Annotated in this window: 14 protein-coding genes; 9 read left to right on the forward strand and 5 right to left on the reverse strand. The window is 55.7% G+C overall.

The window, feature by feature from the left end; genetic code table 11:
* Positions 1–17: 17 nt before the first annotated feature.
* A complete protein-coding gene (ilvN, locus tag N5923_RS12110) occupies positions 18–509 on the reverse strand; it encodes an acetolactate synthase small subunit (protein WP_017800478.1) in 492 nt (163 codons plus the stop codon).
* Between the two features lie 2 nt (positions 510–511).
* Positions 512–2,236 (reverse strand): acetolactate synthase 3 large subunit, encoded by a 1,725-nt coding sequence (gene ilvI / locus N5923_RS12115; protein WP_267142071.1) that lies wholly within the window; start codon positions 2,234–2,236, stop codon positions 512–514.
* 497 nt (positions 2,237–2,733) lie between these two features.
* Between ilvI and leuL the strand changes: the two genes are divergently transcribed.
* From leuL to leuD, 5 genes are all read left to right on the forward strand, one after another.
* Positions 2,734–2,817: a leu operon leader peptide gene (leuL, locus tag N5923_RS24800; protein WP_407704461.1), complete on the forward strand. Its 84-nt coding sequence runs from the start codon at positions 2,734–2,736 to the stop codon at positions 2,815–2,817.
* 99 nt (positions 2,818–2,916) lie between these two features.
* On the forward strand, positions 2,917–4,485 hold the full coding sequence (leuA, locus tag N5923_RS12120; RefSeq protein ID WP_267142072.1) for a 2-isopropylmalate synthase: 1,569 nt from the start codon (positions 2,917–2,919) through the stop codon (positions 4,483–4,485).
* Positions 4,486–4,487: 2 nt separating this feature from the next.
* Positions 4,488–5,579, forward strand: a complete 1,092-nt coding sequence (leuB, locus tag N5923_RS12125; protein WP_267142073.1) for a 3-isopropylmalate dehydrogenase — start codon at positions 4,488–4,490, stop codon at positions 5,577–5,579.
* A gap of 3 nt (positions 5,580–5,582) precedes the next feature.
* Entirely contained in the window at positions 5,583–6,983 is a 1,401-nt protein-coding gene (leuC, locus tag N5923_RS12130; protein WP_267142074.1) for a 3-isopropylmalate dehydratase large subunit, read from the forward strand.
* Positions 6,984–6,993: 10 nt separating this feature from the next.
* Positions 6,994–7,596, forward strand: coding sequence for a 3-isopropylmalate dehydratase small subunit (leuD, locus tag N5923_RS12135; RefSeq protein ID WP_267142075.1), 603 nt, complete (start codon positions 6,994–6,996; stop codon positions 7,594–7,596).
* Positions 7,597–7,665: 69 nt separating this feature from the next.
* On the opposite strand, the gene N5923_RS12140 is transcribed toward leuD, so the two are convergent.
* A complete protein-coding gene (locus tag N5923_RS12140) occupies positions 7,666–8,844 on the reverse strand; it encodes a sugar efflux transporter (RefSeq protein ID WP_267142076.1) in 1,179 nt (392 codons plus the stop codon).
* A 391-nt stretch (positions 8,845–9,235) separates the two neighbouring features.
* On the opposite strand from N5923_RS12140, the gene sgrR reads away from it, so the two are divergent.
* From sgrR to thiQ, 4 genes are all read left to right on the forward strand, one after another.
* Entirely contained in the window at positions 9,236–10,897 is a 1,662-nt protein-coding gene (sgrR, locus tag N5923_RS12145; protein ID WP_267142077.1) for an HTH-type transcriptional regulator SgrR, read from the forward strand.
* A 315-nt stretch (positions 10,898–11,212) separates the two neighbouring features.
* The gene (gene thiB, locus N5923_RS12150; protein WP_267142078.1) at positions 11,213–12,199 is read left to right on the forward strand and encodes a thiamine ABC transporter substrate binding subunit; all 987 of its coding nucleotides are present in this window, start codon (positions 11,213–11,215) and stop codon (positions 12,197–12,199) included.
* A complete protein-coding gene (thiP, locus tag N5923_RS12155; protein ID WP_267142079.1) occupies positions 12,175–13,785 on the forward strand; it encodes a thiamine/thiamine pyrophosphate ABC transporter permease ThiP in 1,611 nt (536 codons plus the stop codon). Before thiB ends, thiP begins: the two co-directional genes overlap by 25 nt.
* On the forward strand, positions 13,769–14,503 hold the full coding sequence (gene thiQ / locus N5923_RS12160) for a thiamine ABC transporter ATP-binding protein ThiQ (RefSeq protein WP_267142080.1): 735 nt from the start codon (positions 13,769–13,771) through the stop codon (positions 14,501–14,503). Before thiP ends, thiQ begins: the two co-directional genes overlap by 17 nt.
* Positions 14,504–14,538: 35 nt before the next feature.
* On the opposite strand, the gene N5923_RS12165 is transcribed toward thiQ, so the two are convergent.
* Entirely contained in the window at positions 14,539–15,306 is a 768-nt protein-coding gene (locus N5923_RS12165; RefSeq protein WP_267142081.1) for a DedA family protein, read from the reverse strand.
* A gap of 128 nt (positions 15,307–15,434) precedes the next feature.
* Complete coding sequence (locus tag N5923_RS12170; protein ID WP_267142082.1) at positions 15,435–17,390, reverse strand: type VI secretion system Vgr family protein; 1,956 nt, start codon at positions 17,388–17,390, stop codon at positions 15,435–15,437.
* Between the last annotated feature and the right edge of the window lie 25 nt (positions 17,391–17,415).

The following is a 17,415-nucleotide window of genomic DNA, read 5'->3' on the forward strand; positions in this document are numbered from 1 at the left end:
CGTCCGGCGGCAGTTTATCAGCGCATAATGCGGTCGCCACGCGACACGCCAACAATCCCGGAACGCGCCACTTCGACAATTTCTGCCACTTCGCGCACGGTATTGAGGAAAGCGTCCAGCTTGTCACTGGTCCCGGCAAGCTGAACCGTGTAAAGCGTTGGCGTAACGTCAATAATCTGACCACGGAAAATTTCCGCGCTGCGCTTCACTTCTTCACGGCCATAACCACTGGCCTGGATTTTTACCAACATAATCTCACGCTCAACGTGAGAGCCCTGGCCCAGCTCGCTGACGCGCAGCACGTCCACCAGCTTATGCAGCTGTTTTTCGATCTGCTCCAGCACTTTCTGATCGCCGACGGTTTGAATCGTCATCCGCGATAACGTTGGATCGTCGGTCGGCGCGACCGTCAGGCTTTCGATATTGTAACCGCGCTGCGAAAACAGCCCGACTACGCGGGACAATGCGCCGGATTCGTTCTCCAGTAATACTGATAAAATACGCCGCATAATTATGTCCTCTCCGTTTTGCTCAGCCACATCTCGTCCATACCACCACCACGAATATGCATCGGGTAGACGTGCTCAGTGCCATCGACGTTAATGTCAGCAAACACCAGACGCCCTTTGCCCAACTGTTCCAGCGCGTACGTCAGCTTCTCTTCCAGCTCTTCCGGGTGGCTAATCGATACGCCAACGTGGCCATAAGCTTCTGCCAGGCGCACAAAATCAGGCAGCGACTGCATATAGGATTGTGAATGGCGACCGGAATAGATCATATCCTGCCACTGCTTCACCATCCCCAGATAGCCGTTATTCAGGTTCAGCACCAGCACCGGAATATCGTATTGCAGCGCGGTGGACAGCTCCTGAATATTCATCTGAATACTGCCATCGCCGGTAACACACACCACCGTTTCCTCCGGCAGCGCTAACTTCACGCCCAGCGCGGCAGGCAGGCCAAAGCCCATGGTGCCGAGACCGCCGGAATTGATCCAGCGACGTGGTTTATCAAACTGATAGTAGAGCGCCGCGAACATCTGATGCTGTCCGACATCGGAAGTCACATACGCCTCGCCATGAGTCAGGCGGCAGATGGTTTCGATAACCGCCTGCGGTTTGATGGTGTTGCTGGTACGGTCAAATTCCAGACACTTGCGTGAACGCCACTGATCGATGCTCTGCCACCAGTCGCGCAGACTGTCGAAATTCTGGCTGGCGTCAGACTGATCCAGCAGTTCCAGCATCTGCTCCAGCACCTGCTTCGCGTCGCCGACAATCGGCACATCCGCCGGCACCGTTTTCGAGATCGATGTCGGATCGATATCGATATGTAACACCGTGGCATTCGGGCAATATTTTGCCAGATTGTTGGTGGTACGGTCGTCAAAACGCACACCGACCGCGAAAATCACATCGGCGTTATGCATCGTCATATTGGCTTCATAGGTGCCGTGCATGCCCAGCATGCCAACGCACTGACGGTGGGTGCCAGGAAACGCGCCCAGCCCCATCAGCGAGGTGGTCACCGGCAGATTCAGTTTTTCCGCCAGGCTACGCAGCTGATCGTGACAGACGGAGTTGATCACCCCACCACCGGCGTAAATCACCGGTTTTTGCGCCGCTAACAGCGTTTGCAACGCACGTTTAATCTGGCCTTTATGTCCCTGGGTGGTCGGATTATATGAGCGCATGCTCACCGACTCCGGCCAGGCGTACGGCAGTTTATTCGCCGGATTGAGGATATCTTTTGGCAGATCGATCACCACCGGCCCCGGACGACCGCTGGCCGCCAGCCAGAAGGCTTTCTTAATCACGCCAGGAATATCTTCGGTATGCTTCACCAGGAAGCTGTGTTTGACCACCGGGCGGGAGATCCCCACCATGTCGCACTCCTGGAACGCATCGTAACCAATCAGCGATGAAGCCACCTGCCCGGACAACACCACCATCGGGATCGAATCCATATAAGCGGTGGCAATACCGGTAATCGCATTGGTGGCGCCCGGACCGGAAGTCACCAGCACCACGCCGACTTCACCAGTTGCGCGCGCATAGCCATCAGCCATATGCACCGCGCCCTGCTCGTGACGCACCAGCACATGGTCGACGCCGCCGACCGTTTGCAGAGCGTCATAAATATCGAGTACCGCTCCGCCCGGATAACCGAACACATGCTTTACGCCCTGATCGATTAACGACCGGACGACCATCTCGGCTCCTGACAACATCTCCATCTTTGCCTCCAGGCTTAAGGTACTGATTCTGCTGACTCTGTTCGCTTGCCATTTGCGCTGCGCAACAACGTAAAGCGTCGCACAGACGATGCCATCAGAAGGCAGACCTTTGGGTTTTATGCTCAGGTTATGGAAATCATTTCCACAACCCAGGTACAGGGGAAGTAATGCCCTTGCTAATTTCTCGTTAGAGTTGTGTATTTACCATAACCGCGAAAAAGTTGGCAGGCAAACGACAAACGCAGCTTCGCGATTAACAGCTAAAATTAAGCATCTGGAGCAGTGGGATTAGCTTCGACAAATTCACTGAGTGAGCGGCGAAATAAAAGCGGTTTATTCTGTCTGAATCCCCATCAACAGAGTGATCTGATAGTTATTAAAATTAAGCCGGAAGGTTTGAAACATAAGCCTGCCGGTTGATGCGGGTATCAAGGTTGACAACGCTGGCTGAAACACGTATCAATATTGGCAACAGAAATTTTATGGGGTTTGATTCAATGATTGGCAACTTCCGTCTACTCGGTCTACTACTAAACGCATCTTATTTGCGCGGTAGGCTTGTGGGCGGAATCAATCACTGATTCAGACTCGCAAAACTAAAGAAACCCGCGCCGATGCGCGGGTTTTTTTATGCTCGCGGAACAGGCGCTGATATAGCACTAACGGGAAGGACGATAACGATGAGCTCACAAGTATTTATTTTCGATACCACTCTGCGTGATGGCGAACAGGCGTTACAGGCCAGCCTGAGTGTGAAAGAAAAACTGCAAATCGCGCTGGCGCTGGAGCGCATGGGTGTTGACGTGATGGAAGTCGGATTCCCGATCTCCTCACCGGGTGACTTTGAATCGGTGCAGACCATTGCGCGCCAGATTAAAAACAGCCGCGTCTGTGCACTGGCGCGCTGCGTCGAGAAAGATATCGACGCCGCTTATGAAGCGCTGCGCGTTGCTGATGCCTATCGTATCCACACCTTCCTCGCTACCTCGCCAATGCATATCGCCACAAAACTGCGCAGCACCCTGCCGGAAGTGATTGAGCGTGCGGTACGCATGGTCAAACGTGCGCGTAACTATACCGACGATGTGGAATTCTCCTGCGAAGATGGCGGACGCACGCCGATTGACGATCTGTGTCGCGTGGTTGAAGCGGCGATTAACGCCGGCGCCACCACCATCAATATCCCGGACACCGTTGGCTACACGCTGCCGGATGAATACAGCAATATTATCTCGCAGCTGATTGCCCGCGTACCGAATATCGATAAAGCTATTCTGTCAGTCCATACCCATGATGACCTGGGGATGGCGGTTGGCAACTCAATCGCTGCCGTTCAGGCTGGCGCTCGCCAGGTAGAAGGCACGCTGAATGGTCTGGGCGAGCGCGCCGGTAACTGTGCGCTGGAAGAAGTGATTATGGCGATTAAAACCCGCAGCCAGATAATGAATGTGCATACCAACATTCAGCATCAGGAAATCTACCGCACCAGCCAGATTGTCAGCCAGATCTGCAATATGCCGATTCCGGCCAATAAAGCGATTGTCGGTTCCAACGCCTTTGCCCACTCCTCCGGCATTCACCAGGATGGCGTGCTGAAAAACCGCGAAAACTACGAAATCCTGACGCCGGAATCAATCGGCCTGCATAAAATCCAGCTGAACCTGACGTCCCGTTCTGGCCGCGCGGCGGTGAAACACCGTATGGAAGAGATGGGTTACAAAGAGACCGACTACAGTCTGGATGCGCTGTATGACGCCTTCCTGAAGCTGGCCGACAAGAAAGGCCAGGTATTCGATTACGACCTGGAAGCGCTGGCGTTTATCAACAAACAGAATGAAGAGCCGGAACACTTCCAGCTGCAGGATTTCAATGTGCAGTCGGGTTCCAGCATCACCGCCACCGCCTCAGTTCATCTGCACTGCGGCGAAGAGCAGAAATCAGAAGCGGCAACCGGTAACGGCCCGGTGGATGCGGTTTATCAGGCGATTAACCGTATCACCGAGTTTGATACCGAACTGGTGACATACCAGCTGACCGCCAAAGGCCACGGCAAAGATGCGCTGGGTCAGGTGGATATCGTGGTCAACTATAATGGCCGCAAATTCCACGGCGTCGGTCTGGCGACCGATATCGTTGAGTCTTCCGCCAAAGCGATGATAAACGCGCTGAACAATATCTGGCGCGCCCGTCAGGTTGAGCAAGAACTGCAACGCAAATTCAAGAATAAAGACCAGAAGGAAACGGTGTAATCATGTCGAAAACTTATCATATCGCGGTGTTGCCGGGTGACGGAATTGGCCCGGAAGTGATGGCGCAGGCAGCCAAAGTGCTGGATGCGATTCGCCAGCGTTTTGCGATGCGGATTACCACCAGCGAATATGACATTGGTGGTATCGCCATCGATCGTCACGGCGTGCCCTTGCCCGCCGCGACTATTGCCGGCTGTGAGCAGGCGGATGCGATTCTGTTTGGCTCGGTTGGCGGTCCGAAATGGGAACATTTACCGCCTGCCGAACAGCCTGAGCGCGGTGCGCTGCTGCCACTGCGCAAGCATTTCAAACTGTTCAGTAACCTGCGTCCGGCCAGCCTGTATAAAGGTCTGGAGGCATATTGTCCTCTGCGTCGCGATATCGCAGACCGCGGTTTCGATATCCTCTGCGTGCGCGAACTGACCGGCGGCATCTATTTCGGCCAGCCGAAGGGACGCGAAGGCAGCGGTATGCATGAACGGGCATTTGATACCGAGGTGTATCATCGTTTCGAGATTGAGCGCATTGCGCGTATCGCCTTTGAATCAGCGCGCAAGCGTCGCAGCAAAGTGACCTCCATCGATAAAGCCAATGTGCTGGCGACCTCGGTGATGTGGCGTGAAATCGTGAGCGAAATCGGCAAAGAGTACCCGGATGTGGCGCTGAGCCATATGTATATCGACAACGCCACCATGCAGCTGATTAAAGATCCGTCACAGTTTGACGTACTGCTTTGCTCTAATCTTTTTGGTGACATTCTGTCCGATGAGTGCGCGATGATCACCGGCTCCATGGGCATGCTGCCTTCCGCCAGCCTGAATGAACAGGGTTTTGGTCTGTATGAACCGGCAGGCGGCTCCGCGCCAGATATTGCCGGTAAAAATATCGCTAACCCGATTGCCCAGATTCTCTCGCTGACGCTGCTGCTGCGTTACAGCCTGGAAGCAGATGAGGCGGCTGACGCCATTGAGCGCGCAATTAACCGGGCGCTGGAAGAAGGTTTCCGCACCAGTGATTTAGCCGGTGACGGACAGGCAATCAGTACCGATGAGATGGGCTCGATCATTGCCCGCTTTATCACTGAGGAAAAGTAGAAAATGGGTAAGACATTATACCAGAAATTATTTGATGCTCATGTGGTACGCGAAGCGCCGAACGAGACGCCGCTGCTGTATATCGATCGCCATTTAGTGCATGAAGTCACTTCGCCACAGGCGTTTGATGGCCTGCGCGCGCACGGTCGTCCGCTACGCCAGCCGTCAAAGACTTTCGCCACTATGGATCATAATGTCTCGACCCAGACCAAAGATATCAATGCGTCCGGCGAAATGGCACGCATTCAGATGCAGGAACTGATCAAGAACTGCGCCGAATTTGGCGTGCAGCTGTATGATCTGAACCACCCGTTTCAGGGCATCGTGCATGTGGTCGGCCCGGAACAGGGGCTGACCCTGCCGGGCACCACGCTAGTGTGCGGCGACTCCCATACCTCGACCCATGGCGCCTTTGGTGCGCTGGCGTTTGGCATCGGCACCTCGGAAGTGGAACATGTGCTGGCGACCCAGACCCTGAAACAGAGCCGCGCCAAAGCGATGAAAATCGAAGTCACCGGCACTGCTGCGCCCGGTATCACCGCCAAAGATATCGTGCTGGCGGTAATTGGCAAAACCGGTAGCGCCGGCGGCACCGGTCATGTGGTGGAATTCTGTGGCGCAGCGGTTGAAGCGCTGAGCATGGAAGGCCGCATGACGCTGTGCAATATGGCGATTGAGATGGGGGCGAAAGCCGGTCTGGTGGCGCCGGACGACACCACCTTTGCTTATCTGCAAGGTCGTCAGTTTGCGCCGAAAGGGGAAAAATGGCAGCAGGCGCTGGAATACTGGCGCAGCCTGAAATCCGACAGCGATGCGCAGTTTGATCGCGTGGTGACCCTTGATGCCGCCGATGTCGCGCCACAGGTAACCTGGGGCACCAATCCAGGCCAGGTGATTGCGGTCAATCAGCTGATCCCGGAACCGGCCTCATTTAGCGATCCAGTTGAGCGCGCTTCCGCCGAGAAAGCGCTGGCTTATATGGACTTAAAGCCCGGCATCAAAATGACCGATGTGCGCATTGATAAGGTGTTTATTGGCTCCTGCACCAACTCACGTATTGAAGATCTGCGCGCCGCCGCCGCCATCGCCAAAGGGCGTAAAGTGGCGCAGGGCGTGCAGGCGATTGTGGTGCCCGGCTCCGGCCCGGTAAAAGCGCAGGCGGAAGCGGAAGGTCTGGATAAGATCTTTCTCGATGCCGGTTTTGAATGGCGTCTGCCTGGCTGCTCGATGTGTCTGGCGATGAACAATGACCGTCTGAATCCTGGCGAACGTTGCGCTTCCACCAGCAACCGTAACTTTGAAGGCCGTCAGGGACGCGATGGACGTACGCATCTGCTGAGCCCGGCAATGGCAGCAGCAGCAGCCATCAGTGGTCACTTCGCTGACATTCGCGAACTGCATTAAGGACAAGATTATGGCTAAAAAATTTACCCGGCATAGCGGAGTGGTGGTGCCGATCGATGCGGCCAATGTCGATACCGACGCTATCCTGCCAAAGCAGTTTCTGCAGAAAGTGACACGTACCGGTTTCGGTGTGCATCTGTTCCATGACTGGCGCTATCTGGACGCGGCAGGCACGCAGTCGAATGCGGAATTTATCCTGAACAAACCGGTATTTCAGGGCGCCAGTATTTTACTGGCGCGTGAAAACTTTGGTTGTGGATCGTCACGCGAGCACGCGCCCTGGGCGATTACCGATTACGGTATTCAGGCGGTGATTGCGCCGAGTTTTGCCGATATCTTTTACGGTAACTCATTTAATAATCAGCTGCTGCCGGTCACCCTCAGCGAGCAGCAGGTTGATGAGCTGTTTGCGATTGTGGCCGCCGAGCCAGGTATCCGCTTTACCGTTGATCTGGAGAATATGGCAGTGATAGCCGGCGATAAGCGCTATAGCTTTGAACTGGACAGTTTCCGTCGCCACTGCATGCTGAATGGCCTCGACAGCATTGGCCTGACGCTTGAGCATGCTGCTGATATTGACGCTTTTGAGAGTCGGCAGCCGACATTCCTGTAACAGAGGAATTCGGGCGGCAATAACGCCGCCATTATCCTGTAGGGGCGGCGTTATCGCCGCCCTTTTTATTCAGACATCTTTAACTTTTAGCGACAGCCCCAGCGCCACTATCGATAACAATAACGCCAGCCAGTACACCGCATAGTGCCCCCAGGTTTCCGACAGCGCCCCCTGCAACACCCCGGCAAGGATCACCCCGGTAGAGATACTGTTAGTAAACAGTGTGGTGGCCGCCCCCGGACGCCCCGGCATCAAATCCTGAAAATAGAGCATGCCAATCCCGGCAATAATGCCGATAAAAATAGCATTAAAAATCTGAATCAGCATCAGCGCAGTGCGCGACTGGAACAGCACCAGTCCAAGATAAAACAGCACCCCGGAAGCAATCGCGAACAGCATCATATTGCGTTTACCGAAACGCTTCACGTAATGCCCGGCCAGCAGCATCGCCGGGATCTCCAGTCCGGCGGCGGTTCCCATCAGCAACCCCGCCAGCCGGTCCGGTAAGCCAAGTACGCTGCTGATATACAGCGGCATATCAATGATATACATGGTGTTGCAGGTCCACATAATCATTGAGGCGAAAAACAGCATGCGCACGTCGCGATTTTTCCATGCGCTGATTTGCGTCAGCAGCACTTCCGGCGACTGCTCAACGCGCGGCACCGAAGGCAAAGCCAGCCAGATGAGCCCCAGACAGACGACAAACAGCCCGGCGGCCACCAGAAACATAGTGGTGAAACCATAGTTCAGCGCCAGTGCAAACGACAGCGGCGGCCCGATAACCCACGCCAGCGACAGCTGCGCACGCATCACCGAACTGAACATCACCACTTCGCGCGCTGAACTGTCGGCATACTCACGCGCCAGCGCGAAAATCTGCGGCATCGCCACGCTGGCCAGCGCCGAGAGAAACACTCCAAGCGTAATCAGCGTCAGATAATCTCGGTTAAAAGCAAACAGCAGCGCGTTCAGCAGCGCCATCACACAGCAGAACAGAATCAGCATCCGCCGATCGCCACGGCTGTCGGAACGTTTCGCCAGCAGCAGACTCACCACAATTCCGGCAATCGCATTAACGGTATAAAACAACCCAACCCAGAACGGACGCACCGCCACTTCACGCGATAAAAACAGACTCAGCGTTGGCGCCTGGAGCGCACCGGCCACGCCAACCATAAAAGAGACCGCCATAAAGGCGATATAAACCGGATTGATACGGCGACGGCGGGTAAGCAGCGATTTCATGCCTTAATCCTTGCAGGATGAAAAAGGAGTCATCGAAAAGTCGACAGAGTAAGAAGCGTAGAAGAAACCACAGGGAAAAGAAAAAAGCCAGCAGACATTAATCCGCTGGCTGGTGAAAGCACCATACTCAGAAAGCTAATTTCAACCAATGACCGTCTGGCGGCGCAGTGAGTTTGCTCCCGGACAGCGCGGAAGAACCGCAGCGTACTAAAGTACGTGAGGATTCTGAGCACTGCCCGGGGGGAAAATCACCAGTGAGCCAGGTCATTGCGTGAAATTAAGGATGGTTAAGCGCATCATAACGATGCCTCCCGCTCTTCCATCTGCCGCTATTATCGCCATAATACAGGAAATGAAAAACTGATGGCTTTCACTGCGGAGTTCCCCTTTTATGTCCTCTCCCCGCTTGCGGCAGCAATTTATTCGGCTGTGGCAGAGCTGTAACGGCCAGCCACAAGAAACCACCCTTAATGAGCTGGCGCTGCAGCTCAGCTGCTCGCGGCGACATATGCGTAACCTGCTGAATGCCATGCAGGCTGAAGGTTGGCTGCAGTGGCAGTCGGAAGCCGGCCGTGGCAAGCGCTCGACGCTGAGTTTCCTCTATACCGGCCTCGCGCTCCAGCAGCAGCGTGCCGAAGACTTGCTGGAGCAGGATCGCATCGACCAGCTGGTGCAGCTGGTTGGTGATAAAAATCAGGTGCGTCAGATGATTAGCTCGCACCTCGGGCGCAGTTTTCGTCAGGGGAAACATATCCTGCGCGTGCTCTATTACCGCCCGCTGCTGAATTTACTGCCCGGTTCACCGCTGCGCCGCTCCGAAACCCACCTCGCCAGACAGATATTCAGCAGCCTGACCCGCATAAATGAGGCAAACGGGGAACTGGAACCCGATATTGCTCATCACTGGCAGCAGATTTCCGCCAGCCACTGGCGCTTCTATCTGCGTCCGGCGATCCATTTTCATCACGGTCGCGAACTGGAGATGGAAGATGTTATCAGCACCCTGCAACGCCTTAACGCTCAGCCGCTGTTCAGCCATCTGACGCGTATTGAATCCCCGACACCCTGGGCGCTCGATATCCATCTCAGCCAGCCGGATAACTGGCTGCCGTGGTTACTGGGCAGTGTCAGCGCCATGATCCTGCCGCGTGAATGGTCAACGCTGGCGGACTTCGCGCGCGAGCCGATTGGCACCGGTCCCTATTCGGTGGTACGCAATCAGCAGTCACAGTTAAAGATTGAGGCATTTGACGCCTACTTTGGTTACCGCGCGCTAATCGATGAAGTGGCAATCTGGGTACTGCCGGAGATCTCTGACGAACTGGTCTATTCCGGCGTCAAACTGCAGGGGGGAAAGCAGGATGAAACCTCGGAAGAGAGCCGCCTTGAGGAGGGCTGCTATTTTCTGCTCTTCGACCAGCGCTCGGAACAGGGACGCAACGAGCAGGTGCGGCGCTGGATCAGCACCATCTTTAACCCGATTGCGATGCTTAACCACTCCGGCATTGGCTATCAGCGCTACTGGTTCCCCGCTTATGGGTTGCTGCCGCGCTGGCATCACCGGCGCAATATGACGCCAGCCAGCAAACCCGAAGGGCTGGAAACATTAACCCTCACCTGGTACAGCGATCATATTGAGCATCAGGGCATTGCCAATGCGCTGGAGCCGATTCTGGCGGCCCATGGCGTAAAACTGGTGACCCAGGAGGTGGATTACAACAGCTGGTATCGCGGTGAAGCCGAGAGTGATATCTGGCTGGGCAGCGCCAATTTCACCTTGCCATTAGAGTTCTCGTTGTTTTCGTTATTGTATGAAATTCCGCTGATCCATCACTGCGTGGAGATTGACTGGGAAGGCGATGCGCAACTGTGGCGTCAGCAACAACTGTCGCTGGCGGACTGGAGTAAACAGCTGGTCGACAGTTACAGCCTGCATCCGTTGTTCCATCACTGGTTATTGCTGGAAGGTCAGCGCAGTATGCGCGGGGTGCGGATGAATACCCTCGGCTGGTTTGATTTTAAATCCGCCTGGTTTGCGCCACCCGAGTCGTGATGCTTTCGCTATGTAGCATAAATCACTAGAATAGGCAGTTCTCAACGGGGTGCGGAAAAATCTTATGTGGCGCCAATGTAAAAACGCCGCGAGCAAGCATTCAGCCGAAGTCGGCCAGCGCGCAACACCCGCAGCATACATAAGTATGTGAGGAGTGTGAGCACTGCCCGACGCAGGATCAATGCAGCGCAGCAAGTTTTTCCGCTGAGAAAAACCCGTCGAACCTGATCCGGCTTATACCGGCGTAGGGATTTGAGATTGCGCATCACTCAGATCCTTTGCGACTGATAAAATTTCTCTCCAGGAGAGCGCAAAGTGTTAAAGAAAACCCTGCCCTTTTTACTGCTGCTGGCTGCACCAGCTTTTGCAGCGAAACCCACCCTGACGGTCTATACCTATGACTCTTTCTCTGCGGAGTGGGGTCCGGGCCCGGCGATCAAAAAAGCGTTTGAAGCCGACTGCAATTGCGAACTGAAATTCGTCGCGCTGGAAGATGGCGTATCGCTGCTTAATCGTCTGCGGATGGAAGGCAAAAACAGTAAAGCCGATGTGGTGCTTGGCCTCGATAACAATCTGCTACAGGCTGCGGAAAAAACCGGCCTGTTCAGCCCGAGTAAGGTGGATACCAGCACGCTGGACATTCCGGGTGGCTGGCATAACAGCACCTTTGTACCGTACGACTACGGCTACTTCGCCTTTGTCTATGACAAGACCAAAGTGAAAAATCCGCCGAAAAGCCTGAAAGAACTGGTCGACAGCGATCAAAACTGGAAAGTGATCTATCAGGATCCGCGCACCAGCACCCCGGGCCTCGGCCTGCTGCTGTGGATGCAGAAAGTGTATGGCGCTGATGCGCCGCAAGCCTGGCAGAAGCTGGCGAAGAAAACCGTTACCGTGACTAAAGGCTGGAGCGAAGCCTACGGCCTGTTCCTGAAAGGCGAAAGCGATCTGGTGCTGAGTTACACCACCTCCCCGGCTTATCATCTGATTGAAGAGAAAAAAGATCAGTATGCCGCCGCCGACTTTGCCGAAGGCCACTATATGCAGGTAGAAGTCGCCGGTCAGCTCGCCAGCAGTAAACAACCGCAACTGGCGCAGCGCTTTATGCAGTTTATTGTCAGCCAGCCATTCCAGCAGACCATTCCGACCGGCAACTGGATGTATCCGGTGATCGACAGCAAACTGCCGGACGGCTTCAGTACCCTTAGCGTACCGAAAACCGCGCTGGAGTTCAGCCCGCAGCAAGTCGCCGATAAACGCAGTCAGTGGATCAGTGAATGGCAACGCGCCGTCAGCCGCTAATTGCCGGCTGGATGGTCCCCGGCGGCCTGGCGGCCCTGCTGCTGGTCGCCGTGGCGCTGCTGGCGTTTGCCGCATTATGGTTTAACGCGCCGGCAACCGACTGGCGCGCGATCTGGCAGGATAGCTATCTCTGGCATGTGCTGGGCTTCTCGTTCTGGCAGGCGTTGTTATCGGCGCTGCTGTCCGTGATCCCGGCAATCCCGCTGGCGCGCGCGCTCTGGCGTCGCCGCTTCCCCGGACGTCGCGCGCTGCTACGCCTGTGCGCCATGACGCTGGTGCTGCCGGTTCTGGTGGCGGTATTTGGCATCCTGAGCGTCTATGGTCGCGAAGGCTGGCTGGCGCATCTCTGTCAGCTGATTGGCATTGACTACCGTTTCTCGCCCTATGGCCTGCAGGGCATTCTGCTGGCGCATGTGTTCTTTAATCTGCCGCTCGCCACCCGCCTGCTGTTGCAGGCGCTGGAGAATATTCCCACTGAACAGCGTCAGCTGGCAGCACAGCTGGGTATGGGCGGCTGGTATCACTTTCGCCTGCTGGAGTGGCCGTGGTTGCGGCGGCAGATCCTGCCCGCCGGCGCGCTGATTTTTATGCTCTGCTTCGCCAGCTTTGCCACCGTGCTGTCGCTGGGCGGCGGACCGCAAGCCACCACCATTGAGCTGGCCATCTTCCAGGCGCTTAGTTACGACTACGATCCTGGCCGGGCGGCGCTGCTGGCGCTGCTACAGATGGTCTGTTGTCTCGGACTGGTGATGCTTAGCCAGCGTTTAAGCAAAGTGATTCCGGCGGGCAACGCCACGCTGGGCGGCTGGCGTAATCCGCAACAGAGCCTGCAGGCACGCTTCACCGATACCCTGATCATCGCTCTGGCGTTAATCCTGTTATTGCCGCCGCTGCTGGCGGTAGTGGTTGATGGCATTAATCAGGGTTTCAGTAGCGTACTGATGCAACCGGCGCTCTGGCAGGCAACCGCCACGTCGCTGCGCATCGCGCTGGGAGCCGGTCTGCTGTGCGTGGTGCTGACCACCATGCTGCTGTGGACCAGCCGCGAACTGCGTCTGCGTCAGCGACAGCTGGCGGGCCAGATGCTGGAACTCAGCGGCATGCTGATCCTCGCCATGCCGGGCATTGTGCTGGCCACCGGTTTCTTCCTGTTATTCAACAGCACCATCGGTTTACCACAGTCGGCAGAGGGTCTGGTGATGTTCACCAATGCGCTGATGGCCATTCCCTATGCGATGAAGGTACTGGAAAACCCGCTGCGGGATATTGCCGAGCGCTACAATCTGCTGTGTCTGTCGCTGGATATTAAGGGCTGGAACCGGCTGAAACTGATTGAACTGAAAGCGCTGAAGCGCCCGCTGGCCCAGGCGCTGGCCTTTGCCTGTGTATTATCGATTGGCGATTTTGGCGTAGTCGCGCTGTTTGGCAATGAAGATTTCCGCACCCTGCCCTTCTGGCTTTATCAGCAGATTGGCTCTTATCGCAGCGAACAGGGAGCCGTCACCGCGTTGCTATTGTTATTACTCTGTTTTCTGTTGTTCACTGTGATTGAAAAACTGCCGGGACGCCATGCTTACGCTGAATAATTTAACCTATCTCTATCAGCATCTGCCGATGCGCTTTTCTCTGTCGATGCAGGCGGGCGAGCGGCTGGCAATTCTTGGCCCGAGCGGCGCCGGTAAAAGCACGCTGCTGAGTCTGATTGCCGGTTTTCTGCCTGCCAGTAGCGGCAACATCGCGCTTAACGGCGATGACCATACCTACAGCGCCCCGGCGCAACGCCCGGTGTCGATGCTGTTTCAGGAAAACAATCTGTTTCCCCATCTGAGCGTGGCGCAAAATATCGGGCTGGGTCTGCATCCCGGCTTAAAACTCAGTGCGCAGCAGAAACAGACCATTAACGCTATCGCGCAACGCGTCGGCCTCAGTGAGTATCTCGAACGCCTGCCATCACAACTCTCCGGCGGCCAGCGCCAGCGTGCCGCGCTGGCGCGCTGCCTGGTGCGGCAACAGCCGCTGCTGCTGCTGGATGAGCCGTTTTCCGCCCTCGACCCGGCGCTGCGCAAAGAGATGCTGCAGCTGGTCGATGAAGTCTGTCGCGAGCGGCAAATCACCTTACTGATGGTGTCGCACAGCCTCGAAGATGCGCAGCAGATCGCCGCACGCAGCGTGCTGATTGTCGACGGGCGGGTTTACTGGGATGGCGCGACTGTGTCGCTGGCCAGGGGAGAAATACAGGAAGCGGCAATTCTGGGGGTTGAGGTTAAACCCGCCGCCCCTGGGAAAAGCCTCAGACAACTGTAGGGGCGGCGTTCTCGCCGCCGGTGATTTGCCGAGGCTTAACGCCCGACAAACACCTGCCACAGCAAATGACGAAATATCGGCATCATCGGGTGGAACTGGATGGCAATAAAGCTGCCGACACCGATCACAAACGCAGTCGGTGCCAGCCAGCGCAGACGACTGACCGGCAACATGGGCGTCGCCCAGTCATTCTGCTTCGCGGCGCGCTTCCAGCGCCAGCATAACCAGATGCCCAGCCACAGCAGTAGCGCCACCGCCAGCAGCAGCCATTTAAACATGCCGCTCTCCGCATCCTTCGGCACATCAATCGCCACACCCGCCAGAATGCCCGGCATAAAGTAGAGCGGCGGCCATAGCAGGCAACCAATAATATTAGGCGGCAGAAACTTCTTTATCGGCAGCTCCAGCATACCGGCAACCATCGGGATCAGCGGACGGGTCGGACCAATAAAGCGGCCGACCAGAATGGTAAACATACTGTGCTGATGCAGGGCATGCTCGGTTTTATCCAGCATCGACTTGTGCCGTTGCAGGAAGGACCAGCGATGCAGCGGCCCTTTAAACTGCCAGCCAATATAGTAGGAGATCCAGTCGCCCAGCAGGCAACCGATAATCCCTGCCCCCCAGGCCGGATAGAGTCCCATCTGGCCGCTACCGATTAGCGCGCCGAGTGTCGCCATCAGCACCGTGCCGGGTAATAACAGTCCCACCAGCGCCAGCGACTCCAGAAAAGCCACCAGCATCACCGCAAACAGCGACCACGCCAGCGATTGCGTAATTAATTGTTCCAGCCAGGCTTCCATAACGTTCCATTCTGGTATTTCGAATGCTGGATTGTCCTGACCCGTCACAACAGCGTCAAGGCTTGTTTTGTATGGGAGTGTTGGGTTTATGTCAATGTCAGCAGCCGATGGCCTTTAGCCCGTCGTTATCACATATATAAAAACAGACCACTCATCAAAGTACGCACGGTCGAAAGATCGACCATCAGCTGCGTTCCGCTGTATTTGATGGTATTGGTTTGCATGGTAATGCCGGTTTTCGACAGACTTAATCCGGTAAAAGTACAGGCCAGACTCTTAATTTCATTACTGGAGATGGTGGTGCCCACGGACATGGCGTTCATCTTAATATCCAGCCCGTTGATGCTGACATTAAAACCGGTGGTGGTATAAGCGTGACTGCGTGCATTGACGGTACTGACCGGGGCATCCATTTCAATAGTGGTATCACTTTTCAGCGTAATTTTATGTGGCGACGAGATCAGGATTTCACCGCCGGTCACTTGCTGCTGCCAGCGGCCATCAACCGAAACCATCAGATCCCCTCCGGTATGCTCCTGCCTGTTGCCGCCAACCCGCATATGGAGATCATTCTCCACCGAAATCGTCATATCGCGTTCAGCATGCATGGTAAAAGATTCGTTACCGGCGGCATCGTCGAGAAACAGATAGCTGGCGTTGTCCATGGTGCCGCCGCTACTGCGCGACATAAAGCCCATGCGGGTGGCGGCGCTGGGCAGATCCCAGGGTGGCATACTCTGCTGGTTATAGACACGCCCGGTGATAATCGGTCGATCCGGGTCGCCATTAATAAAATCCACCACCACCTCTTCACCAACGCGCGGCACCTGCAAGGCGCCATATTTCCAGCCTGCCCAGCTGCTGGAGACGCGTACCCAGCACGAACTGCTGTCATCGCCGCAGCCATGGCGATCCCAGCGGAACTTTAGCTTTACCCGGCCATATTTATCGGTCCAGATCGTTTCGCCATACGGTCCAACCACCTCGGCAGTTTGCGGGCCATGGGTCTTTGGCCAGCGCGTCTGCCGCAGCGGGCGCCAGTTGATATCATCCGGCACCAGGGTAAAGCTTACCAGCCGATCGCCTCCGCCTGCTGCGCCGCTATTGTAGGGGCTGGCGCTGAGCAACCAGCTGGTGCTAACGGTAAGATATTGCCGCTCATCCTCACGACGCGGCGCGCCGCAAAGACGAAACAGATAACCGGGCGCGATTCCGCAGGCGCTGGCGCTGCCGGCCATCTGCTGATGCTGCGCTGCAAACTCCTGTTGGCGTACGCGTGTATAAAACTCCCCCTGCTGACGGTCGTTAAAACGGCCCGGCCAGTCGAAGACTTCTGCTCTGCCGATGGCGCCGGAATGGGGATTTTGCCGCGCCTCCAGCAGCCGCGCGCGTGGCTGACGGAAGTCGTAGTCATCCATACTGTAAAGCGCCGGGGTAATGCTGTCGGTAGCACTCCAGCCGCTAATCCCTGCGGAGTGATGCTCATCAGTGCTCCACGGAATATTTTCATGGCCCGCCAGGACGCTATGCGCCTGCGGCCCGTCGGCCAGAATTAACACCTGCCCATCCGCCTGATGCGAAAAATAGTAATAAATCCCCTCATGCTCCATCAGGCGACTAATAAAATCGAAATCGCTCTCCTGGTACTGGACGCAGTAATCCCACTGGCGATAACGCCAGCTCAGCCGGTTTTCATACAAAATATGGTGGGCTTTAAACACATCATGCAGGATTTCAGGCACCGTTTTTTCCTGCCAGATACGGAAATCACGATTTTGCGTCAGGTACCATACTGCGGGTCGGATAATGGCGCGATAGAGGGTGTAGCGTTCAGCGCCGGTGGCCTGCCCGGCATGGGTGATTTGCGTAATTTTCCCGGTTAAATAACGCGATGGCGCCTGCTGATCTTTTAACTCAACCGCCAGATCACCACCAAGTAAAGTTTTTAGCGCAATATTATTGTTGTGGCTAAGTAGTTCGACTTCAAAAGCGTAGAGTGCGGAGAGCTGTTCAGTGCCGCTCAGTGATTTGAACAGCAGCTGACCATCACCCAGTGGGGTATGGGCTACGATTACACGATCCATGGAAACATCCTTTTAGTTGTTACAG

This window comes from Winslowiella arboricola, assembly GCF_025527015.1.
GTDB classification, from domain to species: Bacteria; Pseudomonadota; Gammaproteobacteria; order Enterobacterales; family Enterobacteriaceae; genus Erwinia; species Erwinia arboricola.